Annotated in this window: 22 protein-coding genes and 2 tRNA genes; 12 read left to right on the forward strand and 12 right to left on the reverse strand. The window is 48.1% G+C overall.

From position 1 onward, the window contains the following. Window positions 1-43 precede the first annotated feature (43 nt). From ARCVE_RS03670 to ARCVE_RS03680, 3 genes are read right to left on the reverse strand one after another with little or no spacing between them, the layout of a single operon-like run. Window positions 44-2,644 (reverse strand): valine--tRNA ligase, encoded by a 2,601-nt coding sequence (locus ARCVE_RS03670; protein WP_013683436.1) that lies wholly within the window; start codon window positions 2,642-2,644, stop codon window positions 44-46. A 4-nt stretch (window positions 2,645-2,648) separates the two neighbouring features. Continuing rightward, window positions 2,649-3,374: a fumarylacetoacetate hydrolase family protein gene (locus ARCVE_RS03675; protein ID WP_013683437.1), complete on the reverse strand. Its 726-nt coding sequence runs from the start codon at window positions 3,372-3,374 to the stop codon at window positions 2,649-2,651. A 50-nt stretch (window positions 3,375-3,424) separates the two neighbouring features. Continuing rightward, entirely contained in the window at window positions 3,425-4,768 is a 1,344-nt protein-coding gene (locus ARCVE_RS03680) for an RNA-guided endonuclease TnpB family protein (RefSeq protein WP_156786012.1), read from the reverse strand. A 442-nt stretch (window positions 4,769-5,210) separates the two neighbouring features. On the opposite strand from ARCVE_RS03680, the gene ARCVE_RS03685 reads away from it, so the two are divergent. The 9 genes from ARCVE_RS03685 to ARCVE_RS03725 all read left to right on the forward strand — a co-directional run bounded on the left by ARCVE_RS03685 (window position 5,211) and on the right by ARCVE_RS03725 (window position 12,483). After that, complete coding sequence (locus tag ARCVE_RS03685) at window positions 5,211-5,483, forward strand: acylphosphatase (RefSeq protein ID WP_013683439.1); 273 nt, start codon at window positions 5,211-5,213, stop codon at window positions 5,481-5,483. A 24-nt stretch (window positions 5,484-5,507) separates the two neighbouring features. Then, on the forward strand, window positions 5,508-6,323 hold the full coding sequence (gene hisF / locus ARCVE_RS03690; protein ID WP_013683440.1) for an imidazole glycerol phosphate synthase subunit HisF: 816 nt from the start codon (window positions 5,508-5,510) through the stop codon (window positions 6,321-6,323). Window positions 6,324-6,337: 14 nt separating this feature from the next. Further along, window positions 6,338-6,619, forward strand: a complete 282-nt coding sequence (locus ARCVE_RS03695) for a MazG nucleotide pyrophosphohydrolase domain-containing protein (RefSeq protein WP_013683441.1) — start codon at window positions 6,338-6,340, stop codon at window positions 6,617-6,619. Further along, complete coding sequence (locus ARCVE_RS03700) at window positions 6,616-7,764, forward strand: nicotinate phosphoribosyltransferase (protein ID WP_013683442.1); 1,149 nt, start codon at window positions 6,616-6,618, stop codon at window positions 7,762-7,764. Before ARCVE_RS03695 ends, ARCVE_RS03700 begins: the two co-directional genes overlap by 4 nt. A gap of 151 nt (window positions 7,765-7,915) precedes the next feature. Continuing rightward, window positions 7,916-8,000, forward strand: a tRNA-Leu gene (locus ARCVE_RS03705). A 164-nt stretch (window positions 8,001-8,164) separates the two neighbouring features. Further along, window positions 8,165-9,478 carry a Trk system potassium transporter TrkA gene (gene trkA / locus ARCVE_RS03710; RefSeq protein ID WP_013683443.1) on the forward strand — a complete coding sequence of 438 codons (1,314 nt, stop codon included), beginning with the start codon at window positions 8,165-8,167 and terminating at the stop codon, window positions 9,476-9,478. 10 nt (window positions 9,479-9,488) lie between these two features. Continuing rightward, window positions 9,489-10,916 (forward strand): TrkH family potassium uptake protein, encoded by a 1,428-nt coding sequence (locus ARCVE_RS03715; protein ID WP_013683444.1) that lies wholly within the window; start codon window positions 9,489-9,491, stop codon window positions 10,914-10,916. Between the two features lie 56 nt (window positions 10,917-10,972). Further along, window positions 10,973-11,860 carry a KaiC domain-containing protein gene (locus ARCVE_RS03720; RefSeq protein ID WP_013683445.1) on the forward strand — a complete coding sequence of 296 codons (888 nt, stop codon included), beginning with the start codon at window positions 10,973-10,975 and terminating at the stop codon, window positions 11,858-11,860. Between the two features lie 17 nt (window positions 11,861-11,877). After that, complete coding sequence (locus ARCVE_RS03725) at window positions 11,878-12,483, forward strand: circadian clock protein KaiC (protein ID WP_013683446.1); 606 nt, start codon at window positions 11,878-11,880, stop codon at window positions 12,481-12,483. A 47-nt stretch (window positions 12,484-12,530) separates the two neighbouring features. Here the strand turns inward: ARCVE_RS03725 and arcS are convergent, their stop codons facing one another. Together arcS and tgtA are read right to left on the reverse strand one after the other, a co-directional pair. Further along, on the reverse strand, window positions 12,531-14,153 hold the full coding sequence (gene arcS / locus ARCVE_RS03730; protein ID WP_013683447.1) for an archaeosine synthase subunit alpha: 1,623 nt from the start codon (window positions 14,151-14,153) through the stop codon (window positions 12,531-12,533). A 5-nt stretch (window positions 14,154-14,158) separates the two neighbouring features. Next, complete coding sequence (tgtA, locus tag ARCVE_RS03735; protein ID WP_013683448.1) at window positions 14,159-15,637, reverse strand: tRNA guanosine(15) transglycosylase TgtA; 1,479 nt, start codon at window positions 15,635-15,637, stop codon at window positions 14,159-14,161. Between the two features lie 376 nt (window positions 15,638-16,013). Between tgtA and ARCVE_RS10755 the strand changes: the two genes are divergently transcribed. Next, window positions 16,014-16,727 (forward strand): universal stress protein, encoded by a 714-nt coding sequence (locus ARCVE_RS10755; protein ID WP_198002017.1) that lies wholly within the window; start codon window positions 16,014-16,016, stop codon window positions 16,725-16,727. Beyond that, a complete protein-coding gene (locus ARCVE_RS11775; protein ID WP_083809318.1) occupies window positions 16,728-16,889 on the forward strand; it encodes a universal stress protein in 162 nt (53 codons plus the stop codon). It begins immediately after the preceding gene. 150 nt (window positions 16,890-17,039) lie between these two features. Here ARCVE_RS11775 and ARCVE_RS03745 read toward each other — a convergent pair whose 3' ends face one another. Together ARCVE_RS03745 and ARCVE_RS03750 are read right to left on the reverse strand one after the other, a co-directional pair. Then, window positions 17,040-17,597 carry a hypothetical protein gene (locus tag ARCVE_RS03745; protein ID WP_156786013.1) on the reverse strand — a complete coding sequence of 186 codons (558 nt, stop codon included), beginning with the start codon at window positions 17,595-17,597 and terminating at the stop codon, window positions 17,040-17,042. Between the two features lie 64 nt (window positions 17,598-17,661). Beyond that, window positions 17,662-17,844, reverse strand: a complete 183-nt coding sequence (locus ARCVE_RS03750) for a hypothetical protein (RefSeq protein ID WP_013683450.1) — start codon at window positions 17,842-17,844, stop codon at window positions 17,662-17,664. A gap of 187 nt (window positions 17,845-18,031) precedes the next feature. Here ARCVE_RS03750 and ARCVE_RS11700 point away from each other — a divergent pair, with 187 nt between their 5' ends. After that, entirely contained in the window at window positions 18,032-18,157 is a 126-nt protein-coding gene (locus ARCVE_RS11700; protein WP_269479065.1) for a hypothetical protein, read from the forward strand. Between the two features lie 423 nt (window positions 18,158-18,580). Here the strand turns inward: ARCVE_RS11700 and ARCVE_RS03755 are convergent. The 5 genes from ARCVE_RS03755 to alaS form a co-directional block, all read right to left on the reverse strand. Then, a tRNA-His gene (locus ARCVE_RS03755) sits at window positions 18,581-18,652 on the reverse strand. A 276-nt stretch (window positions 18,653-18,928) separates the two neighbouring features. Further along, window positions 18,929-19,468 (reverse strand): class II aldolase/adducin family protein, encoded by a 540-nt coding sequence (locus ARCVE_RS03760; protein ID WP_013683452.1) that lies wholly within the window; start codon window positions 19,466-19,468, stop codon window positions 18,929-18,931. Window positions 19,469-19,489: 21 nt separating this feature from the next. Beyond that, window positions 19,490-20,521, reverse strand: a complete 1,032-nt coding sequence (locus tag ARCVE_RS03765; RefSeq protein WP_013683453.1) for an ATP-grasp domain-containing protein — start codon at window positions 20,519-20,521, stop codon at window positions 19,490-19,492. Window positions 20,522-20,724: 203 nt separating this feature from the next. After that, window positions 20,725-21,501 carry a coenzyme F420-0:L-glutamate ligase gene (gene cofE, locus ARCVE_RS03770; RefSeq protein ID WP_013683455.1) on the reverse strand — a complete coding sequence of 259 codons (777 nt, stop codon included), beginning with the start codon at window positions 21,499-21,501 and terminating at the stop codon, window positions 20,725-20,727. Continuing rightward, window positions 21,494-24,205: an alanine--tRNA ligase gene (gene alaS / locus ARCVE_RS03775; RefSeq protein WP_013683456.1), complete on the reverse strand. Its 2,712-nt coding sequence runs from the start codon at window positions 24,203-24,205 to the stop codon at window positions 21,494-21,496. The genes cofE and alaS overlap by 8 nt, the downstream gene beginning before the upstream one ends. Window positions 24,206-24,373: the final 168 nt, after the last annotated feature.

Raw genomic sequence — 24,373 nt, forward strand, 5'->3', positions numbered from 1 at the left:
AAGCGATAAATATCTAATAAACAAGAAATTAATAAGCAATAACTTAAATTTCGACTACGACTACTGCACCTCCAACTTCAAGAACGTCAACTTCCTTACCGCTGACAACCTTCTCTATCTCCGCTTCGAACCAGTCTCTCTCGAGTTTTATTACTTCGCCATCAATGTCAATCTCCAGTCCCTCCTTCAGCAATCTGTCCTTGTCTTCCTCGTTCAGCGCGTTAACTGCTTCGACTATCTTCTTGACCTTATCTCTGAACATCGGGCCGAGTATTCCGTACTTCGGCTTTAGAGCTTTGATCCTGACACTAATCTCCGGAGCCTCGCTCAGGATTTCGACCTTAGCGTTCAGTGCGCCGCCTATGTCCCTTGCATCCACTTCAATGGGTGAGTAGATTTTGATGAACTTCAGAGGAGCATTCAAAGCCATACCCCTGTCGTGCTTAAGTCTTCTAACCTCCGCGACTATGTCTCTCATTAGGTCTCCGCGCTTCTCCGCTTCGCTGTCGATGAACGCCTTATCTGCCTGCGGATAGCTCTGCAGGTGAACGCTGCCGTTGCCCTTGAAAATGTTCCAGCACTCCTCGGCTATGAAGGGTGTAATGGGCGCAAGAAGCCTTATCAGCGCATCCATAGCATTGTAGAGAACGAATTTGGCTGCTCTCTTTTCCTCGTCGCTTCCTGAGTAGAGTCTGTTCTTCACGATTTCAAGGTAGTTGTCCGCATACTCATACCATGTAAAGCTCCTTATTGCCTTTAACGCCTCGTTGAAGCGATAGTTTTCCATGTGTTCATCGACATCCTTTATGAGTCTGTTGAGCTTTGAGAGAATCCACCTGTCAGCAATCCTGAGTAGCTTTTCGTCATCTTCGCTCGGTGTGTAGTCCTTAATGTGACTCATGGTAAAGCGAAGGATGCTCCAGAACTTCTGCTGGAATCGCGAGGCAGCGATGACTTCTTTCCATGTGAATATGACGTCGCTGCCTACAACGCCTGTAGCGGCCCACTGCCTCAGAGCGTCGGCTCCATACTTTTCCAGAACCTCTTCGGGCGATATTATGTTTCCAAGGCTCTTGCTCATCTTCCTGCCATCCTCGCCCAAAACCATCCCGTTTATCACTATTTCATACCACGGGATTTTGTTTGCAAGGGCCAGTGAGCGGAGAATCGTGTAGAAGGCCCACGTCCTGATTATGTCGTGACCTTGCGGTCTTAAATGGGTGGGATACTCCTTCCAGTCGTAGGGCCAGCCAGTTATGGCGAGGGGGGTTATCGATGAGTCCATCCACGTGTCGAGGACATCGTCTTCACCCTCGAATTCAGTTGAACCGCACTGCGGGCACGGCTCTTTTGGCGCGTCCTTTGTGGGGTCTACTGGCAACCACTCTTCCTTTGCAACAACTATTGCTCCGCAATTCTTGCAGTACCACACCGGAATGGGAGTTGCGAAGATGCGCTGCCTGCTTATCACCCAGTCCCATTCCATTCCCTCTACCCATCCCTCAAGGCGGGAAAGCATGTGCTCCGGGAACCACTTGATTTTCCTTGCCTCTTTCAGTATCCTTTCCTTGTCTATCTTAACGAACCACTGCTCTTCGGCAATGATCTCAACTGGCGTCTTGCATCGCCAGCAAACTCCGACGTTCTGCTCAACGTCTTCCTGCTTTATCAACCTGCCCTCAGCCTTTAGATCTTCGATTATTTTCTCTCTTGCCTCTTTCGTCGTCAAACCGGCGTATTTTCCGGCTTTCTCGTTCAGCCTGCCAGTTCTGTCGAGAACCATCCTTAGCTCGAGATTGTGTTTCTTCCACCACTTGACGTCCTGCCTGTCACCGAAAGTACAGATCATCACTATTCCAGTACCATACTCCATGTCCACGTCTTCATCGGCTATGACTTCCACTTCGTGCCCGCCAACAGGCACGCGAACCTTCTTCCCAATGAGGTGCCTGTAGCGCTCGTCGTCGGGATGCACAGCTATTGCGACGCATGCGGGGATAAGTTCAGGACGGGTTGTTGCGATTACAACACTGTCCTCGCCATCTCCAAATCTAATGTAGTTCAACTTCGTAGTGCCGGACTTGTATTCAATTTCGGCGAGGGCAATTGTCGTTTCGCAGCGAGGGCAGAATATAACGGGGTGGTAGCCCTTGTAAATGAGCCCCTGGTTGTACATGCGGACAAAAGAAACCTGTGTTTTGGTGTAGTACTCGGGATACATTGTTATGTACTCCTTGCTCCAGTCTATGGAGAAGCCAAGCCTGCGCATGGCACTTCTCATCTTCTCTATGTTCTTCTCCGTAAATTCAACACAGAGCCTGCGGAATTCTTCTCTCGGAACGTCGTTTTTGCTTATTCCGTGCATTTCCTCAACCTTAACTTCAGTTGGCAATCCATGGCAGTCCCAGCCCTGGGGGAACATCACCTCGTAGCCCTTCATTCTCTTGTATCTCGCAATGAAATCGATATAGCACCAGTTAAGGGTATTTCCTATGTGGAATGAACCAGTGGGGTATGGGGGAGGTGTATCAATTATATAATGGGGCTTCTCAGAGTTCCAGTCGAAGTAGTACATCTCGTCCTTCCACTGCCTTACCCACTTTTCCTCAACTTCCTTGGCTCTGTACTCCTTTTCGATTTCCATTCTGTCACCTCACGTAGTTTCTAAGCACACCGATCCCTTCAATTTCAATTTCGACGACATCACCGCTATTCAGCTTACCGACGCCTGCTGGCGTTCCCGTTGCGATTACATCATGCTTTTTCAAAGTCATTATCGACGATATGAATTCAATGAGCTTAGGAACGTCAAATATGAGATTTGAGGTTGTCGAACTCTGTACGGTTTTGCCATTCAACCTCGTTTCTATTTTTAAATTTGATGGAGAAAGACTGACCACGTAGGGGCCGATGGGAGCAAAGGTGTCGAACGACTTGCTCCTCGTCCACTGACCATCCTTTTGCTGCAAGTCTCTCGCCGTGACATCGTTGAAGCACGTGTAACCCATAACGTAGTCGTATGCTTCTTCACTGCTGACGTTTCTGCATTTCCTGCCGATAACGACGGCAAGCTCACCCTCGTAATCAACCCTGCTCGATTGAGGGGGCAGCTCTATGAAGTCCTCGTGACCAATGATGGCTGTTGACGGCTTCATAAATATGACCGGCTCCTCAGGTATCTCCATATTCAGTTCTCTCGCGTGGTCAATATAGTTCAAGCCGACACACACAATCTTACTCGGTTCGACAGGTGGAAGAAATTTCACGCCATTGAGTGGAAACTCTATGCCATCGAAATTCAAACTGCCTGAAGAAACGTCAAAATAGCCCTCACAAAGCTCTCCTCTTGCGATGAATCTGCCGTATGCTTTCATGGTTCTACAGCCTTACCGGCAAAATATATTACTTCCGTTCTATCGGTGAACTACTCCGCCCTTACGGACGGAGTTTCTACCTTCAGAGGCATTAGCCTCATCATCGGTAGTTCGAGCTGGCTCACAGCAGCCCCCGTCCCCTTAAGGGACACTTTAGCTAACCTCTCCAAACCAAACTTCAGGATGTTCTTAGCTGCGTTGACGTCTCTATCGTCTTTATGACCGCAGTTTAAGCAGAGGAATTCTCTATCATCAACCTGTACCTTCTTCGATCCGCATACGCTACAGCGACGAGTTGAACCATGCTCATTAACAATGTATGCCAGATTGTTGTTCTCCATTAGCTCTACCTGTAGCGTTACGGCAAACTCACGAAAAGCCCAGTGATTGACCCTTTTTCTTAACCTTTTATTGCCAGAGCCTTTGTAATGCTTGTCGGTTCTTACATCTTTGGGCAAGCCTATGAAAACGATTGCATCGTTAAACTGCTTGGCCATCTCAACAGCAAGTTTTCTGCGAAAGTCTGCAGCTATATTCCTGCGTTTTCTCCTGAGTTTCTTCAATGCCCTTATCTTGCCTAAACTCTGTAGCTTGGCTATTCGGTTATTGAGTTCTCTCATTCTAATGAAGAACTCCTTGTACTCTGACTTCTCGACGAGGATAGCACGGCTATCCTCGCCCTGCTCATAAGCCGTCACTAGTCTCTTTAAACCAAGGTCTATTCCAACAACTTTCTTGGGCCTGATTATCACCTCCTTTTCAACCACAACATGAACTTCATACCTCTTGAGTCTGCTCTTCCAAACAATCTGGAAGGATTTTATCGACCAACTTTTAAGGTGTTTTTCAGCGTATGAGTAGGAGTGTAGGGGGATTACAATCCTCTTGCCTTTTTCCAGAGTCGAAATACGCATCCATAGCCTAAACTCCTTAGCTGAGTAGGAGAACTCGATTGAACCGATCCGGTAATCAAACATAACCGGAATCTTTCTACTTACAGTTGGTAAAGAGGGTTCCTTCTTCCTCAAGCGATAGAGCTTGCGTTCAAGTTTTCTACGTTTGTGCTTATCTTTACAGCGTTCAATGGCTCTCTCCAACTTGCTAACCTTCTTCTCCCACTCCTTGTGCTGTTTCTTGTAGGATTTGTACATCCACAAAGCCTTGTCCCTGCAAGCCTGAGCAAAAGCAGAAGGTAAGCCAGTAATAGCCTCTACTTCCTTGCGGAACTTCTCAGCCTCCTTTACAGTAGTGACATCGTTTGCAACTATTCTATCAAGAAAAAGCTGAACTCCATAAGTAAGTCGAGCGGTTAAGCGATTAAGCTTGCTAAGCTTCTCGTTAGTAATTGCATCCGAAACAGGAATCTTAATCGTCTTTTGGAGGGTTTGTTTCATCGGCTTCATTTTATCCTCAATATTTATCTAATTTTTGAGTGGAGTGAAAGTTGGCGGGCTTTCATCCCCACGCTTACGCATGGGGTCTTCCCGCCCGCATTAGATAAAGGACCGGGCAAAGTTCATGCGAATTATACAGGACTTCGCAGTAGGTATGCCACCAGAATCACTACTGCGAGGCCGGCTATGAAAAGGGCCACCCTCGGGCTCAGCCAATCCTCCCTGTACCAGATCAGCCACTGATTGGGTCCGAGAGATAGGTGAGAGGATATTTCTGCTTTACTGTGCTGCCTGAGGTGCTCTTTTGCTTCGGCTGTGCAGTTTTAATGGTCCTTCGTTATTTCAGGAAAAAGGTCTTCTTTCAGCCACATCTTTTAAACACTCCACCTTGGCCACAAACTTTTGAGTAATCTTTAATATCCTCCCGTGGCACTGCCGGGAGATGAAGCGTATTACCGCCTACATCAGCGGTGTCGTTCAGGGCGTGGGCTTTCGCTACTTCACACGCAAGGTTGCGAAGGAGATGGGTGTCAAAGGTTACGTTATGAACCTCTCCGACGGCAGAGTATATATAGTCGCCGAGGGAAGTGAAGAACAACTTGAAAAGTTCATTTCAACCGTCAGGCAAGGCCCACTTCACGCAATCGTAAAGGGTATTGAGATATCAGAGGGCGAAGCTACAGGAGAGTTTGAAGACTTTAAAATACGTTACTGATGTGAGCTATATGGACGTGATATTATGCTCGCGAAAAGGATAATTCCCTGTCTTGATGTCACACTTGACGAAAGTGGTGCAACTGTAGTTAAAGGAGTCCAGTTCGTGAATCTTCGAAGGGCTGGCGATCCCGTGGAGCTGGCCAAGAGATACGACGAGGAAGGAGCAGATGAACTGGTTTTTCTCGACATAACGGCCTCTGCCCACGGAAGAGATACAATGGTCAACGTTGTGGAGAGAACTGCCGAGCAGGTATTTATCCCCCTGACCGTTGGCGGTGGTGTCAAGAGCGTAGAAGACATAAACCGCCTGCTTTCTGCTGGAGCGGACAAGGTGGCGATAAACACCGCGGCGGTCAAAAACCCGGAATTTGTAAGGGAAGCATCGCAGATTTTTGGCAGCCAGTGCATAGTGATAGCCATAGACTGCAGGCGAAACTTCGATTTGAGTAAGGGAGAATACATAATTGAGCTCGAAGATGGCAGTAAAGCGTGGTACGAGGTTGTGATATACGGTGGGAGGAAACCCGTGGGAATTGATGCAGTTTCGTGGGCGAAGAAGGTTGAAGAACTTGGAGCTGGCGAGATTCTGCTGACTTCAATGAACAGGGATGGCACAAAAGATGGCTTTGACATCCCAATAACGAGGAAGATAAGCGAAGAGCTTTCGATCCCGATCATAGCATCTGGCGGAGCAGGAACAATAGAGCACTTCTACGAGGGATTTGTGGAAGGGAAGGCTGATGCGTGTCTTGCGGCGAGCATATTCCACTACAGGGAGATCGAGATTAGGGAAATAAAGGAGTACCTCAGGGAAAAGGGTGTACCCGTAAGGTTGTAGGTTCAGGTGGTAGTGTGACAATAAGGGAGTTCCAGCAGCTCATCAGAGAGCTTTACTTTGAGAGGGATGCGGCAAGAGGAGTGGAGAAGACCACCCTCTGGCTCATTGAGGAAGTGGGCGAGCTTGCAGAAGCTGTTAGGAAAGGAAGCAACGTGGGCGAAGAAATTGCAGACATAATCGCTTGGGTTTTAAGTGTAGCAAACCTTTACGGAATCGACGTGGAAGAAGAAATTTCGAAGAAATATCCTGGCTACTGCATTAGATGTGGTAAAAAGCCCTGCAGGTGTAAAGAATGACATTTCTGATTGTTGATGGCGAGGACATTAGGAAGGGTGAAGTCACCGACCGCTACTTCATATGGACTGAACGGATTCTGAAGGAGAAGGGTGTCAATCCGCTCGTCGTTGCTGAGGTTACAACCTCTACATGGGGAATCTTCACTGGCCTGAACGACGTACTGAAACTGATGGAAGGTTTGCCGGTTGACGTTTACGCAATGCCAGAAGGGACGCTGTTCTTCCCTCACGAGCCCGTTCTAACCATAGTGGGCAGGTATCTGGACTTTGCAAGGTTCGAAACCGCTCTTCTCGGCTTCATCTGCCATGCAAGCGGAGTGGCGACAGCAGCGTTCAAGGCAAAGCTCGCTGCAGGAGACAGAAAGGTTCTATCTTTCGGAACGAGAAGACAGCACCCCGCACTTGCTGCGATGATAGAGAGAGCAGCATACATTGGTTGTGTTGACGGTGTGAGTAACTACGCGGCGGAGAAGTACCTTGGCATAAAGAGTGTGGGAACGATGCCTCACGCACTGATAATCTCCTTTGGCAACCAGATTGAAGCGTGGAAGGCCTTTAACGAGGTTGTTGATAAAAAAGTTCCAAGGACTATGCTCGTCGATACATACTGCGACGAGAAAAGCGAGGCAATAATGGCAATTGAAAACGTCGAGAGGGTCGATGGTATCAGACTCGACACCCCGAGCTCGAGGAGAGGAGATCTGAGGAAGATAATCGAAGAGATAAGATGGGAACTGGATATAAGGGGCAGAAAGGATGTTAAAATTGTCCTGAGCGGTGGCATCGATGTTGAAACTATCCTGAAACTTAGAGATGTTGTTGACGTGTTTGGTGTAGGAACGTACATCGCGGCTGCAAAGCCGGCAGACTTTGCTCTGGACATAGTGGAAAGAGAAGGAAATTTTGTTGCCAAGCGTGGCAAGAGGGGCGGAATGAAACAGGTCTACAGAGACTGGGAAAAAATGGAGGACGAAATCAGGCTTTTCAGAGATAAAGCGCCTGAGGGTAAAGAGCCGCTGCTTGTGAAGTTCATGGAAAGTGGAAGAATCCTGAAGGAGATATCGATGGAAGATGCAAGGAGACTTGCATTGAGGCAGATGGAGATTATAAGAGAGTTAGGAAGAGTAGATGAATTTTTGATGTGACCTTGCGCAGTCAAATCAAATTCCCTAACCATAAATACTATTAACAGAAATTCCATTATTTCATTACACTGGGTGCAGTGCAATGCGCCCGTTACATCCGCAATGTGGTGTCTGTGGCACCACTTTAAGGCTCATAGGACGTGTCCTCCGTGCGGGGGTTGCCGAGCCAGGCCAAAGGCGGTGGACTCAAGATCCACTCCCGAAGGGGTCCGAGGGTTCAAATCCCTCCCCCCGCATGTTTTTCTCTAAATCTTACTCACATGCTATGTCGCAGGTTTGACGCTGGACTCGCACAGGTGTGGGGCATAACCTTAAGCACAAAAACACACAAAAAGATGCAGACAGAAAAGTACTGGATAAATCCAGAAAGTATTTAACACTCTCATTGAAGGGTTGGTAGATGCGGATAGTGATTGCAGGAGCTGGCGAAGTTGGCTACAACTTAGCAAGAGAATTATCCCATAACTACGAGGTCATTGTCATAGAAAATGATGAAAGAAAAGCAGACGAGGTAGATAAGCTCAACGTTGAAGTTATCAGAGGTAATGCAGCGAGTCCGAGCGTTCTCAGCAAGGCAGACGTTGGCAATGCAGACATATTCATAGGAGTTACAGGAAACGATGAGGCGAACCTCATAGCCGGCATTGCCGCCAGAAAGCTTGGAGTTAAGAAGACGATCGTTAGGGTTGGAAACCCGGAGTACGTGGATAAACCCATTGTTAAAGACCACTTTATGGGTTACGATGTTGTAATCTGCCCGCAACTCGCCCTTGCAAGTGCCATAGCAAACCTCGTTACAATTCCCGGAGCCGTTGACTTCGTCTCTTTCAGCGGCGGTAAGGTGGATATGGTTGAAATAATCATCCCTAAGGGTTCTCCTGTAGCGGGAAAAAAGGTTGCCGAGCTTCCTCTTCCTGAAAATGTTATACTTACAGCAGTTTACAGAAACGGGGAGCTGATAGTTCCGAGGGGCGATACCGAGCTTAGAGAAGGAGACAAAGTCGCTGTAGTCGGAACGTGGGAGAGCATAGGGAAAATGACCAGAGTTTTCGGCGACCCTGTTGTTAAGAACGTCGTTATTTTCGGTGGAGGAATAGTTGGAAGCTACGTTGCTCGAATTCTGGACAAGAGCAACCTTAACATCAAAATCATAGATTCTAACCCTGAAGTTTGTGAAAGTCTCTGCAGAGTTCTGAAGAGGACGAGAGTCATAATAGGCGACGCCACAGACCTCGATTTGCTGATGGAAGAGGAGGTCGGAAAGTCTGATGTGGCAATAGCTACGACAGAGAGTGACGGTAAAAACCTCCTCGTCTCCCTCCTTGCAAAGAGTCTCGGGGCGAAAAAGGCCATAGCGAGAGTGGAAAAGGTTGGCTACGCAAAGCTCTTTGAGAAGGTTGGCGTTGACGCGGCTCTTTCGCCAAGGAAAATCACCTACGCAGAAGTTATAAAAAATCTGAGGCTGATGGATGTTCACACGCTGGCAGAGCTTGGTGGTGAAGCTGCCGTTCTCGAAGTGAGTGTTAAGAGTGAAAAGCTGTCAGGCAGGCGGATAAGAGATATAAAGCTGCCAAAGAGAGCTATCATAGGCGCAATACTGAGGGGTGACGAATGCCTGATTCCGAAGGGTGAGACTGAGCTAAGACTTGGCGACAAGCTCCTCGTCTTCACGACGTGGGAAGATATAGAGGAAGTAGAAGACAGGCTCAGTTAGGGCTGATACAATGAATGTCCGCCTCGTTCTGAACTTCCTGGGCAGAATTCTCATCTACTTTTCCCTAATAATGCTGCTCCCCCTTGCAATAGCCTACTACTATGGTGAACCTGTTAAACCATTCATCGCCGCCCAGGCAGCGGCCATCGCTACTGGAGTTGTTTTCATGCTTCTAAAGCCTGAAAGCGAGCTGCTGAGGTACAAGGAGGGTATGGCAATTGTCGGCCTCGGCTGGCTGTCCGTTTCGATTGTTGGCTCGATACCTCTCTTGTTCCACACCCACCCGGTTAACGCCTTCTTCGAAACCATGTCCGGATTCACCACCACGGGAGCCACGATATTCGATAGAGTTGAGGATTTGCCAAAATCTATCCTCTTCTGGCGAAGTCTCACGCAGTGGCTCGGTGGAATGGGAATAATCGTCCTCTTCGTCGCTGTATTTCCAGCAATGGCGAGGAAGGGTGAAAAGCTCTTTCAGGCGGAGTATCCGGGAGTTAACCTCGGCAAACTAAAACCGAGGGTTGAAGACACGGCAATCATTCTTTACAGCATATACCTGTTCTATACAGTCCTCGAGGCCATGATCCTCTATTTCCTTGGTCTTTCTCCCTTTGATGCCATAACGCATGCATTCACGACGCTCTCCACGGGCGGGTTCTCAACCCACACTGAGAGCATAGCCTATTTTTCCAGTCCGGCAATTGAAGCTGTTATATCTCTCTTCATGTTCCTTGGCGGAACGAACTTCGCCCTTCACTATTTCCTTCTAACCGGAAAGCGTCTACCCTTCAGAGATCCCGAATTCAGAATATACGCCGCAATTATTGCGATTTCTGCAGCCATGCTTGCAGTTGTAAACCTCCAGAAATTCGACCTCCTCGAGTCAATCAGGTATTCAGTTTTCCAGACTGTCTCGATAGTAACCACGACCGGTTACACAACCTCCGACTTTGACACGTGGAGCGATGCTGCGAAGATGGTTATTCTCATTCTGATGTTCGTGGGCGGCTGCTCCGGTTCTACGGCCGGTGGAATGAAGGTCATAAGGCTGTATCTTCTTCTCGAGTACGCAATCCTTCAGGTGCTGAAGGCTGCGGAGCCGAGGATAGTCAGAATAGTCAGGTATGGCGAGCAAGTGATAAACAAAGAGGCGCTCGACGCAATTGCGGCATTCTTCATACTCTACATCCTCGTTTTCGTCTTTTCTTCCCTTACACTCGCTCTATCCGGCCTCGACATAATTACATCCATTTCTTCAGTTGCGGCATGTCTCGGTAACATCGGTCCTGCGATGGGTTTGGCTGGAGCGGCGGAAAGCTACGCTGCTCTGCCCTACCACGTCAAGCTGGTGCTTGCTGTAGACATGTGGGTTGGAAGGCTTGAAATGTTCACGGTAATATCTCTCTTCATACCCCAGTTCTGGATGCGTAAGTGGTAGTGCAATGGTAATTGTGATGAGCAAGGTTTATATCTTTTCAACAATTAAATTATAATATGGCGAGGTACTACGAACTCAGGGAACTCGAATCCAAGGCTCCAAAGCTTTTTGGCATTCCAACGGGAACGAAACTTGACGAGATGTTCTTCAAAATAGAGGAAGAAGATGGAAAGTTTGTCAAGAAGCCCCTCGGCGGACTTCCTTACCTCTCGATAATGAATCTCACAGGAGTTCCCGATAGCGGTAAGAGTGTGCTTGCGGAGCAGTTTGCCGTAACGCAGGCTAATGCGGGTTACCGTGTACTCTTCGTCACTGTTGAGAGTCCGGCAAACTTCCTCTACACGGCTTTAAAGCATAAGAGCGAGGCGATGGGGGCTGACTTCAGCAAGGTTGAGGAGAACATAGTTGTAATCGATGCCTCGGAGAGCGATGAGCTCAGAGAGAATCCAAAAGCTTTGCTCGACACTATGGCCTACGCAATACGGGAGAAGAAGGTAACCAACGTAATAATAGACAGTATCACCGGCCTCTACGAGCACAAGGAGATGATGGCCAGACAGATAGTCAGGCAGTTCTTCAACTTCCTAAAGAAGTGGAGACAGACTGGCATATTCGTCTCGCAAAAGAGGAGTGCGCAGGCAAGTGAGAGTGCCGAAGCAGCCGGAGGGCTTGCGGTAGCGCACATAGTAGATGGAACGATTGTTCTCGACAAGAAACTCGTAGAAACGAGGTGGGATGTAAGTCTCTACGGTCTTCCTATCGGCAGCGTGTTGAGGACAATCAGAATCGACGGCTGCAGACTCTGCGGGCACGATTCAAGAACATGGGTCTTTGAGATAACAGAATTCGGAACAATAGACATCATAGCTCCGCTCAGCGAGTTCATAAAGAGGAGGGGCAGGATTGGGGAAGAAAAGCAGGAAAAGATTGAAGAGGTAGAATAATTGGCGGAGGTGATAGTATGGAGGTTATTGCAAAACCAAAGGGTGGAAACATCGATAAGATGGCGGAAAAAGTGTTTATGGAGAGTATAAACCTCCTCGGAGGACTAAAAAAGCTGGTAGAATACAGAAACCTCACGTGGCTCCCATCGCTTGCTGAAGCTGCATACGTCATTGTCCTGAAAAACGAGGCTTTCAAGACGTATGGCGAGATAGCAAAAGAGCTTGGTATAACCGAGCAGACCGCGAGAAACGTTGCAACGGCCGATGAGGAAAAGGTAAAGGAGTACATAGAAGGCAGGCTTGAAGAGAAGCCAAACGAGCACATTGCGGGCGGTATAGCAAAGCTCGCCTACAGAAAGCTGAAAGAGGAAGGCAGGCTCGAAGAGGAAGAGGTGGTAATCAGGCACGACGAGATTGAAGTTCTTGGAATCGACTGGGCCGTGCACGTTCTTGTAAGGATAAAAGGTCTCGACTTCCCGGTGGGCAAAGAGCAGCTTGCAGAGAGGCTTGAGGGCATGGTTATTAAGGGTAAAAACGTTGAAGAAATACTTGATAAGCTTGAATACCCCGTTAAATCGCCTGCAGAGCTTCTGCACAAGATAAAGCTGAGTCTTGAGGAATAATCATCTATTTTTATTATTTTATCTAAATATCCTGAATTCCGTAAAAATTACAACCTCCCCTTCTTTCTAACGTCAACTGCAAACCCCTTTTCAGCTTCGACCATCTCTCTGCCGGACATCCTCGCCATTCCAACACCGTAAAACTCGCTGTTGTAGAAAACGACGACATCGTTGGGCCTTATGTTTTCGTCCGCATCAACGACTCCAGCAGCAAAGATTGTGCCTTTTGGTTCGAAATCGGCTATCTCAACCCAGTAAAGCCTTTCCTCGAGCAACCTCCTCGCGAAGGGTAAATCGATGTCGAGCATGCCGTAGCGCATGTCTGTTCTCGCTACCCTTTCCCTCCCGGCATAGAGTTCGAGGTTGGGGTACTTGCCCCTCGGTCTTCCATCCATGCCGATGCCGAACTGATAGCGAGACATGTGGGCGAAAATCTCCCGGTATAAATCAAAGCTATCCTTTGGCGAGTCGTCGAGAGCTTTCTTCAGCTTTTCGATTGAGCTGGGAGACAGAATGTCGCCTTCACACGTGAAAATGACGTCAGCTCCGGCTATGCTCGCAGCCCTTTCGGCAACCTTTGCGTAACCTCTCTCAACGTGTGCGATTACGGTATCAAATTCGCCCCTGATTAGGAGTGCCGCAAGCTTTTCAGCAACGTATTCTACTTCATCCCCGCTCCACTGGCCCGTAACGGGCACGTCATAGTTCATTACAGGATAGCAGAGCTCCAGTTCCCTCGGAGATACGAGGGGCGATGAAACAATAATCTCGCAAACTCCCTTAAACGAAACTCTCCTCCTCAGCTCTCGATGACTTTTCGAGAGCATGTAGGGCTTTCTTGCGGAACACGGCAAAATTACGACGGTTTTACTCTTCGGCTCGTATATTTCAACGCTCCTTTTGAAAAACAGTGCAAGCTCGGGTCGTGTAAATGACTCGGACGTTGTTGGTTTCATCATGCTCCGCTTAAAGCGGGGAACGAAGCTGCCAAAGTCGTGCATGTCAGCAAATCGCAGCATTGCTGTAAGTTCTGGGTTCGTTTTGACTCTCGCTTCAACGAAATTTCTCAGCTCTTCCTGCCTTATAAGCTCCCTTACGAGCATTATCTGCTGTTCAAGCACTGCAGTATTGTGTCTCGCGAGCAGCTTTCCCCTTTCCTCATTTCCAAGCTTTTTCATTTCGGCGCCGTACTCGGAGCAGACAGGGCAGTTGCACGGCAGCTCCTTCAACATATCAACGCTGAATTCTGCATCGGTGAGCATGTAAACGCCCTCGTAGCCCTTTACGATGGGCAGGATGTTGTCAACAATGTCAACGCCCAAGTACACAAGCAGCGGCAAATTCATGGGTGTTGCAATCGCAGGAGCGTAGATGGGCTTTAAGCTGCTCATCCTCAGCTCCAGCAGGCTTTCAACTATTTCTCTCGGCCTGCAACAAACAGTTGCGATTGTGAAGTTTTCATCCCTGCTCCTCAGCATTTCAAACCTTACTTCATCAATACTCTTCAGAGCGTAGGGGGCATAGCCAAAATCTATGGAATCAACAAAAGAAAACCTCTCCTTCTGCAGAAAATCTATCATCATCGGAGTCTGATAACGCATTCCATCGACTTCGAGCACAGCAAGCCTCGCGAGGCCGTCTCTTCTCTCGAGGGAAAGCGAAGCCTGCATCCTGCTCACTCCATTGGCTCCAGCGTAGCGTTTTGCGGAAGGTCTTTTATGTACGGCCTCCAGACGTCCTCAACCATTATCCTGAACTTCTTATCGCTGTGGTGGCTGAGAAAGTCCACGAGGTGGCGAACAGCTACCTCCAACGCTTCTCCCTCGATATACTCGGCAGGAGGAAGCTCAGCGTGCCCGGCAGGGTACGATTCAATAAGCTCGGCTGGCACAATGCCAAAAGCGGGGCGCAGGTAGAAATCTGCCTGCTCCAATAGATTTGTGGATATGATGAACTCTCTACCTTCGAGCTCCACCTGTTTAACCCTCTCTGCATGCCTCACTACTGCAGGCCGGTATACACTCTCGATGCCCGTGTAAAAGAATGTCTGTTTCATGCCTGCATCGAGCATCTCCATGAGCTTTGCATACCTTTCCTCTTTCAGCAGCCTCCATGCAGCTATGAGGTAGGGGTGCGACCTTATCCTCTTCTCAACAAGCTCAAACAGCGTGTTCTCCTTAATTGCCTGCTTTATTGTCCTTATTTCTTCGAAACAGACGTAGAGGTTGTGTTCCGCTATGAGCCTTGCCCTCTCAGACTTTTTCATTCCCCTGAGTTCTTCGGGAGTGTACTTGGAGCACACAGGACAGCTGCACGGGAAGTAGTGCAATTCGTTCAGCTTCTTCGTCCCGTAAGGGGTTAAATAGCGGTCATCCTTGGCGTACAGCGCATATGCTGCAGAATCAAACAGATCGCAGCCGAGGGCAACGGCCAATGCGAAGAGCATTGGATGGCCCGCTCCAAACAGATGTACTGGGGCCCAGGCTGGCAGAACTGACTTAGCTTCAAGCACTATGCGTGCAACATCTGCAAAGCGATAGGTGTCAAGGAGAGGGACGACAGCCCCGATGGGGAACACAGCCCTTATGCCCGTTTCCTCTGCAATCCTGACGGCAATGCTGGCTGATTTTCTCCTCAACTCCGGATGAGTTGAACCCTGAATTGGGATGGCAAGCAGTGCCTTTTCACCTTTAAACAGCTCGGCCGCTTCGCTCTCCCTTTCAACGGTCGTAGACAGATCCTCCTCTGCAAGCGAAAGAACGGAGTCTGGAGGCGTCGGGATGTCGAGCGGGACAGCAATATCGCTGCCTATGGCCTTCTGAAACTCGACGATTTCTCTGTTGTTAACTTCAACACCGCCATAGACCATAAGCTGGTAGCTACCGCTGTCGGTCATCACCGCAAGATCAGTGTCAAGCAGGCCATGAACACCCTTCTCAAGAGCCACATCTCTGAGGGACGGGGTGCGATAAATTATGTAGGAGTTTGTAATTACCATGTCTGCCCCGAACTTCTTCATCTCGCTGGCAGATATGAACTCGATGTTAGGGTTTATGACAGGCATCAGCGTTGGTGTTTCTATTACGCCGTGAGGAGTCTCGAGCTTCGCTATCCTTCCCATTGCATCCCTGTGGGTAATCTCAAAGTACTCCATCAGTGAACGTTTGACGTATTGTATAAAAATTGTTGGCTGGTTTTGGACAACGAGTTCTGCCATATCGCCGTGGTCGTGGGGTGTTGTAGTGGGGGCTAAAAACTCGAATGGCCCGACCGGGGCACTATCCTTATTTGTACATGTTAAGGGACACGGTGAGAACTGTAGCTAAGAAATAGCACTCGTATTAAGAGTTTTGGTTGTATAACTATTAATTATTTAAGAATTAATTTCAGAAAGAATTATATAGGTTACTGTTACAATAGTATTATATCCGAGGTAAGATGCTGCCTCGTGGAAGGGTTGCATTTTGTCTATGCTACACTTGTACCGCCGTTGCAGTAGTTATCCCTCCTCTGTGCAGTGGGGTAATAGATTGAGGCACTATTTGGGGGAGGTGATACGAACGTTCGATAAGGTGCTGTATGCAACGGATTTTTCCAGACATTCGGAAAATATAGTAGACGTACTCGTGGAGTATGGGGGCGTAATCGAAGAGGTTGTGGCTGTGAGGGTCGTGAACATTAACAGAGTAAAAGGTTCTGTTTTTAGCAATGTGAATGGGTGGGTGTCCCAAGAGAGAGCGGTTTCGGAAGAAAACCTCTCTAAGCTCGTGGACAATCTAAGGCAGCATGGAGTACGTGCCAGATACTATACACCCATCCCCGTTGGCGATCCGGCTACAGAAATCGTGAAGGTTGCTGAAGACGAAAAAGTTTCGCTCATAATCACGGGTTCGAGGGGGCGAAGCACACTGAAGACAATTCTGCTGGGAAGCGTTGCTGAGGGTGTGCTCAGGAGGGCAGGCGTTCCAGTGATAGTCTTCAAAGGTGAATCTGCTGACATCTTCGACAGAATACTTTATGTCCATTACCCCCTGGATATCTCCAGCGAAACGCTCGACTACGTAAAGTGCGCTGCGAGGGCAGGTGGCAGGGAAGTTGTAATTTTGTATACCATAGAGCCGCAGTTCCCCATAGAGTCGATAAACAAAAAGCTGAAAGAGATGCAGGAGAAAGCTGAGGAAGCAGTTAATTCGGTAAAGCAAGAGCTCGAGAAGGTCGGTATAGATACCAGAGTCCTGATATAAATCGGCACCCCATATAGGGAGATACTGAAGACTGCAAAGGAAGAGAAAGCCTCTATTATAATGCTCAGCTCCCGGTTTAAGCGTGGGCTACTCAGCAGCACGACTGATGCTGTTGTAAGGCATTCAGAAATTCCCGTTTTCGTGTGTAAACCAAGATGGTGAAGATGTTTGATAAAATCTTTTGGATTTTTTGAATGCATAATATATCTAAGTCCAAGGCTGACCATTGCAAGGCAATTATCGTACTCTATAAGGGAATTCAGGAAGTTTTAAGAGAGATTTCTCTAAGTTATAGGAGCTATAGACACTCAATCACTCTTGAACAAATGGTTGGAAAATCCTCAAAATTGTTTCCGAGAAGAGAGCTACCACACACGCCCCAAAGAAAATAGACACAATAAATTCAAAATCATTTAGCCCCAACTCTCTCTTTGGAATAATCAAAGGCTGGTCTGCAACAACAATCAAAAGGCTTTTGAGGGTGATATACACCACTATGATAAACAATAGGGATAGTAGTATGCCCTGTATCCTCGGTTTTAGACTGCTTTCGATGTAGTTCTTTTTTATCTTTTGCACTTCACCACCAGATTTGATATGAAATCCCCAGCCTCCATTTACAAGATACTCGGTAACGTTGGACAGTATTCTCATAACTGCTAATATTACAAATGTAGTCCCAAATAGAGCCCACTTAATTTCCTCAAAATAGGCGTCTCCAACCAACTTGTTGGATATAAAGTAAAGTGACAGGTTCATCGGATATGCCAAAATCAAATACACGTATCCTACCCTCGCAACTCTCTCTACGAAATTCTCATCTCTGTGGTACCTTGTTAGCTTATATGTGGCCTCTAAGAGGATCCTCATCCACAATACCAGGAGCAAAAACGCAAAAAGGGAGGTGGTAATTAAACGAAGAAATACCATTGCACTACTCGTACCCCTGTGCAGTCTTAAACTTTACAACTTGAGCAATCACCTCTACCAGTTCGAGCAGTCCGATTAGTACAAAAACTCCAATTCCCATGATGTATCCAATCTCAACACTTGCCCAGATTCCAATCGGTGATAGAACTGCCTGTAACGCATGAACTACGGTGCTTACACCAACCATCAACTTTACTAAATTTTTAAACTATTTAGTTCTTTTCTCTAATAATGAAATTATAATGTCAGCGACGGGGGTTTAAGTGTTAGGTACTACGCATCTTATTGAATGAAGTTCAAAGTCGTAATTCAAGAGGCTGAGGAAGGGGTACATAGTTAGCTGCTCCCAGCATTACCGGGTTGCCATTCTCAAGGTGAAACATATTGAAGAAGTTTTGGAGAACATCAAGGAAGCTATAATCGGGTGCCTCGAATCCCTCGCAGAAGATAGAATGAAGAAGCTCAAGCCTGAAGGCAAGATCGTCGAAGTCGTCGTCTGATTTTCATGGCCAAGCTCCTCGTAATCTCTGTAGAGAAGGCTATTAAGGCCTTCGTAAAGGCTGGCTGGTATGTAGACAGGCGCACTCTAACTTCTCCTGCTCCAACAACTCTATGACTTTGCTAATGGCTTCTGCTACTTTCTCTTGTTCAAGCGGATCTGCTAACAACACATCACATTTCAGGATCTCGTTGAGGAGTCTTCATTCAAGTTCCCCAGGTGTATATCGTACCTTTCGCATAACAGTCTTAGGCTCTTCATTTCCCTCTGGACTCTTTCAATGCTTATCCCGTTTTGCAGTAGCTTCTCGTAGTCAATGCTCCGCCACTTTTCCATATCTACCTTCTGTACCACGCTCTTATTTTTCTCAGAAGAGTTATTTAAGGGGTTGAAGTTTGTTACCGTGCCTTCAACCCCTTCTTAGGGCCCGGACCGGGATTCGAACCCGGCTCCTGGGATCCACAGTCCCAGAGGATAACCTCTACCCCATCCGGGCCATCGACTAACTGCACCTATCTCTAATTTGTTTTAAAATTTTTTGCTGTAGTTAACTTGGCAATCGCAGCATCCCTTGTCTTGGCTTTTCTCTGCTGCTGTAGTTTATTATGCAAACTTGGGATGTGATGTAACGCCACACTCTCTGCTGGAGTTTTTGGCATCACTACTCGTTGAAATCCGACTAATGTAGGTTGAAACGAACACGCTAAAATATAGTCAAACACAGACGTGTAAGACTTCAGACGTGAACTACATACATGCAACAAAAATCAAACTACAAGCCCTTCAAAGTCTCGAGCCTGTACAGAATTTCGCACGAGTGCTCCAAGTAGCTCGCAAGTCTAAAGGCCATTTTCAGGTTCTCTGAAGCGACATAGATTCCGTGTCCTCTGACGATCGCTACCTTTCTTTTAGCCACTTCTTCTGCTATCTTCGCTGCAAGATCCTCGCTGCCAAACCTCCCCTCAACGACTCTCGCCTCACCAATGAAAACTCTGCCTTCGAGGTCAACCGGCATAATTTTGTCAGTCTTAAAGGAAAGAACAACATTGAAGATGCCGTGGCAGTGGAGAACGGCCTTGTAATCGGTTTTTCTGTAAATCGCCTCGTGAACAACCAAATCGCTCGAAGCTTCGGCACTTCTCTCTCCAAGCTTCAGCGTTACAAAGGAGTCCTCATCGAGTTCGTCGAGCATTACGCCTGTTTTTGTTATGGTGATCGTGTCACCATTCCTGAAACTGAGATTTCCACTCGCCCCATCTATCAGCCTGTAGGCTGCGAGTTTTCTCCCAACTTCTATCGCCTCGTGAAGCATAGCATTATATTAACCAACAGTTTATAACTGCATTGCGTAAACGAGATTCTTCCTCTCGAGGACTTTTTCAACAACATTCTCAAAACTTCCACCAGAAGCGAGAATCGAGAGCAGAGGCTCGCCCTTTTCTACCTTAACTCCTCTGGGCGGAATATCTGCAAAGAAGGGGCACGTCGCGGGGATCTTTAGCCTCATTTCTCTGTCCGCGTACATGATTGTCCTCGCTGCAAACCTCCTCGGCTTCGGCACTTCAACTGCCCTACCTTCGACGCTCGCAACGTGCATGGAGAATAGATTCACATCAAGGCTCCACTCGATACTGTCGAGACTTCCCTGGAATCTCGGATTCACCTCGAGAACGTACGGTTTATCTGCAATTATAAAATCGACACCAACGGAGCCAGAAAGGTCGAATAGTTCTACAGTCTCCACAGCGATTCTACAAATTTCGTTTCTAAGTTCAGCTTCGCACGGATAGGGAGTTATGTTTCCAGAATACTTGAAATCCGATGCGTTCATTTCGTTCCATCCCGAGAGGAGGTGATTGACTGCAACAACGGTTGTTCTTCTTCCACATAACAGAGATACTGAGCACGAAGTTCCCTGAATGTACTGCTGGCAGACGCAATCATTCGAGGTTACGGGAGTGTCCGAGAGGAAAACATCAACACCTCCCCCACCCCTCCTCGGCTTTACTAGGAACGGGCCCTCCCCACATGATTCTGCAAATTCAGGATGCGGAATTCCAGCCCTTTCGAGAATTCTGTAGAACTTTCGTTTATCGAGCGTCCTCTCGTCTACCCTACCAATGGTGTTCTCAACTTTGAGATCTTCAAAACCTGTGGATAAAACTACTGGAGCGTTGTAGCGTTCAGATACCTCTTTTACTGCTTCTTCTGCTTCCTGTTTATCTTCGACTCTGACGATTCTGTCTGCGTAGAGGTAGAGGTCTGCATCGCAGTACTTTGTCACAGCAAAAACAGTCCACCCTGCTTTCCTTGCAGATTCTGCAACGTTTCTGACGTTTATTCCGGCAACCACCACTCTGTTCATCGTTGGCACCTCTTCTCTGTAAGCGGGCAGACTGCATCTCTATTCTTAATCCCCACTCAATGTTTCAAAAATCACTGGAAATCTATTTGATCCAGCTCTGAATACTTTCAGAGGTATGACATGATCGAAGTACGTCAGATTGAACGCATAGCCCTCTACCATTTTGGTTTCAATCAAATCTTCAAAAACAATAGACTCCAGTATCATTTCTCTGATCTGGCGAGCTTTATTAGCCTCCTTATCACGTCCTCTGCCTCACTTCTGTAAACAGCCTTCATTCCCTCATCTATGTCGTCGTCTTCACCAAGCCAGAACTTCAAACCCCTAAAAACGACCGCGGGTATACCGGAGTCGCCCTCGCCCATTATGAGGTTAGCGAAGGCAGCAATCTCGTCAGCAATGCATTCTTCGGTCCTCTGAAGGTCGTTGCCATAGAGGTCTTTTTTCCCTTTCCAGTCTCTCAGAGGGACAACTCCGGAAACACCGATAGCAAAGCCTGTAACACCCTTTCTGAAGCATCTTCCGTTTGTGTCTGTTATGATGATTCCCACATCCTTTCCGGTCTTCACGAGTTCTTCCCTTATTCGTTCCGCACTTCTGTCCGGGTTTTCGGGTGGGAGGAGTATAAAGCCAGGCTCGACATTGCTCCTGTCAATTCCCGCGTTAACACAAACATTGCCAAACTTCGCTTTTACGAGCAGAAATGGGTAGTCAATCAGGACTTCCTCACTCTCCTCAAGTACAGCCTGAACAAGCCTTGGATCTTCGCAAAGCCTTTCAGCAATTTTTATCGCTTTCTCACATGGAGTGTACTCTTCGAGCCTTCTGAGCCTTCCTTCTGCCTTTGAAACAATCGTGGAACATATGGCAACGACGTCTCCGCTTTCGACGTAGGGAGCTATCAGCGCTGCCAGCGACGCTATGCCTGAATTTGCCCGAATGATGGGAAGTTTGATCCCTGTAACCCTTACTTCATGCATATCTCTGCCTCAGGAAGGTGAATATTATATCCATGAGTTCGTCCCTCGTTAAGGCTCTCTGTCCCGCGCCCTGGGCGAGATTTGGTTTTCCTCCTCCGCTTCCCTTTATGTGCCTACCTATTTCTTTTATGAGTTCCCTTGCATCTATGCCATCCACTCCGCTGAAGGTTACGAGCCTGACTCCCTCACGCTGAGACATTAAAGAGCCCACACAGCCGAGGTTTGCAAGCTCGCTACCAATCTTGACGAGCTCGTTCATCGGAGCATCAATTACCTCGGCTACTACTTTTATCGAATCGAACTCTTCAGCTTTCTCTGCAAGACTTTCGGCCTTCAGCCTGGCAATCTCGGCAAGCAACCTCTCTATCTCCTTCTTTTGCTCTTTCCACTCGTCGAAGAACCTCTGAACTGTCTTTGGAAGTATAGTGGGTTCGACGCGCAGAATCCTGCTTGCCTCCTTGAGCAGGGCTTCATTCTTCGCAATCTGCTCCAAAGCAGCCTCTCCGGCAGCGAACTCGAATCTTATGACTCCATCCTGAATCGATTCCACTTTAAGGATTTTTATAACGCCTATCTCGCCTGTAGAGCTGCAGTGGGTTCCTCCGCAAGCCTGAACGTCATCCCCAACCCTCACGACCCTGATCTCTCTGCCGGGCGGCACACCACCCTGATAGAGTCTGAAGCCGTAGCGTCTCTCTGCCTCAATTCTGTCCATCCACTCCCACGTTACCGGCTTGTTCGCCATAACTTCCCTGTTTGCTATTCTCTCTATCTCGTAAATCTCCTCTTCACTCGGCCTCTTGTAGTGGGTGACGTCGAGCCTTGCCTTTTCCCATTCCTTCCTCGCACCGCTCTGCCACGCGTGCTTGCCGAGAACCTGCTGGATTGCGTAAAGCAGGAGATGCGTGGCGGAGTGGTGCCTCGTGTGTCTGAGCCTGCGTCCCCGGTCTATTATACCTTTAACCTTAGTGCCAGCGCTCAGGCTGCCCTTTATCTTGTGAACGACAACGCCGTTCTCCTCGAAGACATCAACCACGGGGATTTTTGTGGAGTTTACAATGAAGTATCCAGTATCGTTGTCCTGGCCTCCGCTTTCGGGATAAAAGGCCGTTCTGTCGAGAATTACGTATTCTCCTTCAACGCCTATTACTTCCGCCTCAAATTCCAAAACGGAGGAGTCGTAGTAGAGCTTTTCAGTTGGTGGGTACGTGCCCTTCAACTTCTTCTCTTCTTCCTTCTTCTCCGCCTTGACGTGCCTCGACGCAAGCTCTGCGTAGAAGTCCTCGGGCATCTCGACTTCGACACCTTTCTCCTCAGCAATTTTGGCAACGAGTTCTGCCGGAATCCCGTGGGAGTCGTAGAACTCAATGAGGTCGTCCTTTTCTATGCGCTTCTTCTTTGCTACGACCCTCTCGACCATTCTCAGGCCCTTCTCTATTGTAGCTCTGTATCGCTTCTCCTCCAGCTCGAGAATCTCCTGAATCGTCTCCATTGGTATCTCGAAGGTGAACGGCTTGAGGAGCCTTCTGTGAAGCTCGACGAGGTCAAACAGCGTGGCGGAGAGGTTCAGCTCTTCAGCAAGCCTGAGACTTCTCCTTATCATGAGCCTCGCCAGATAACCTCCGCCGGCGTTCGACGGAATGAGTCCGTCGCCGAGCATGAAGAGAATCGTCCTCGTGTGGTCAGCCAAGGCATAAACCTTTTCGAGGGGGGACACGATGCTTACGAGCTCGTCCACAGATATGCCAAGCCTGTTGGCTGCGTTGAGTCTGAACTCCTCCAGAGCCTTACCTCTCAGGGAACTCATAACTCCAGCGAGCTTCGAACTTTCAGCAATTATTCTCCTGACTTCCTCATCTTTGCGGGAGAAGCTGATGTTGCTGTTCTCCTCGATGAAATCGAGGACTTCAGGGAATATCGCATCGTAAACCGTTGGCGTACCCTGGCTCGCCCATACAAAGCGCTCCAAGCCGTAGCCAGTATCGACGATGTAGTTGTCCATCTTTCTGTACCTTTCGCCTTTGATCTCAATGTCACCATCTGGCGAGACTTCAAGGTTCATGAAGACGAGAGTTGCGAGCTCAAGGCCTCCAACTATCGCTTCAAGGCAAGGCCCGGCGTTGCCTCCGCCTGCCCAGGGCTCCTCCTTGTAGATTACGTTCTCCTTGGGAACTCCAAGCTCCTCGAGCAGCTCGGTGCAGAGCTTAACAGTCTCGTTCTTCCAGTAAATCTCCTTTTCGGGGTAGTTGAACGCATGGTGGGCCATCATTTCGAAGAGTGTGAGGTGTCTGCCAGTCCTGCCCACGCTGTCGAGGTCATCCATTCTTATGCAGGGCTGGGAAATCGTGAGGGGGTTTGCTGGCGGAGGAGCAACTCCAGAAGTTACGAACGGCTGGAAGTCTGCAATCGACGCAATTGTGAGATAGATATCATCTCTCCACCTCGCAACGACGGGATATCGGTCGATTCTTGCATGACCTCTCTTTTCGAAGAAGCTCAGATAGTACTCCCGCATCTCGTCGAGGTTAAATGGCTTTTTAAAAACGGGGTTTTCAATGAAGGTGTAGCTCCCGCATGGCGGGTCATTGCATATCTCGTGATCGCCAGCAGTCCAGAAGTATTTTCCACACTTTGGACAGCGCTTTCTCACGAATCCGTTTTCCTGGAGGAATGTTATGTCGAGATACTCCTTTTCGAGGCTCATCGTTTCTCAGGCTGTGAGGATTCATATAATTTTTTTGATGTGGCCGATGTGGCTATTTCGTGGATGCTGGAGGACGACCTCGGCGATAGCCTGTACAATCTGATTCCGGAGGTTTCGGAAAACTGTAATCAAAAGAGATGAATGATAAAATCGATTCAGAGGTACGTT

The sequence above is a fragment of the Archaeoglobus veneficus SNP6 genome (assembly GCF_000194625.1).
Taxonomy (GTDB): domain Archaea; phylum Halobacteriota; class Archaeoglobi; order Archaeoglobales; family Archaeoglobaceae; genus Archaeoglobus_C; species Archaeoglobus_C veneficus.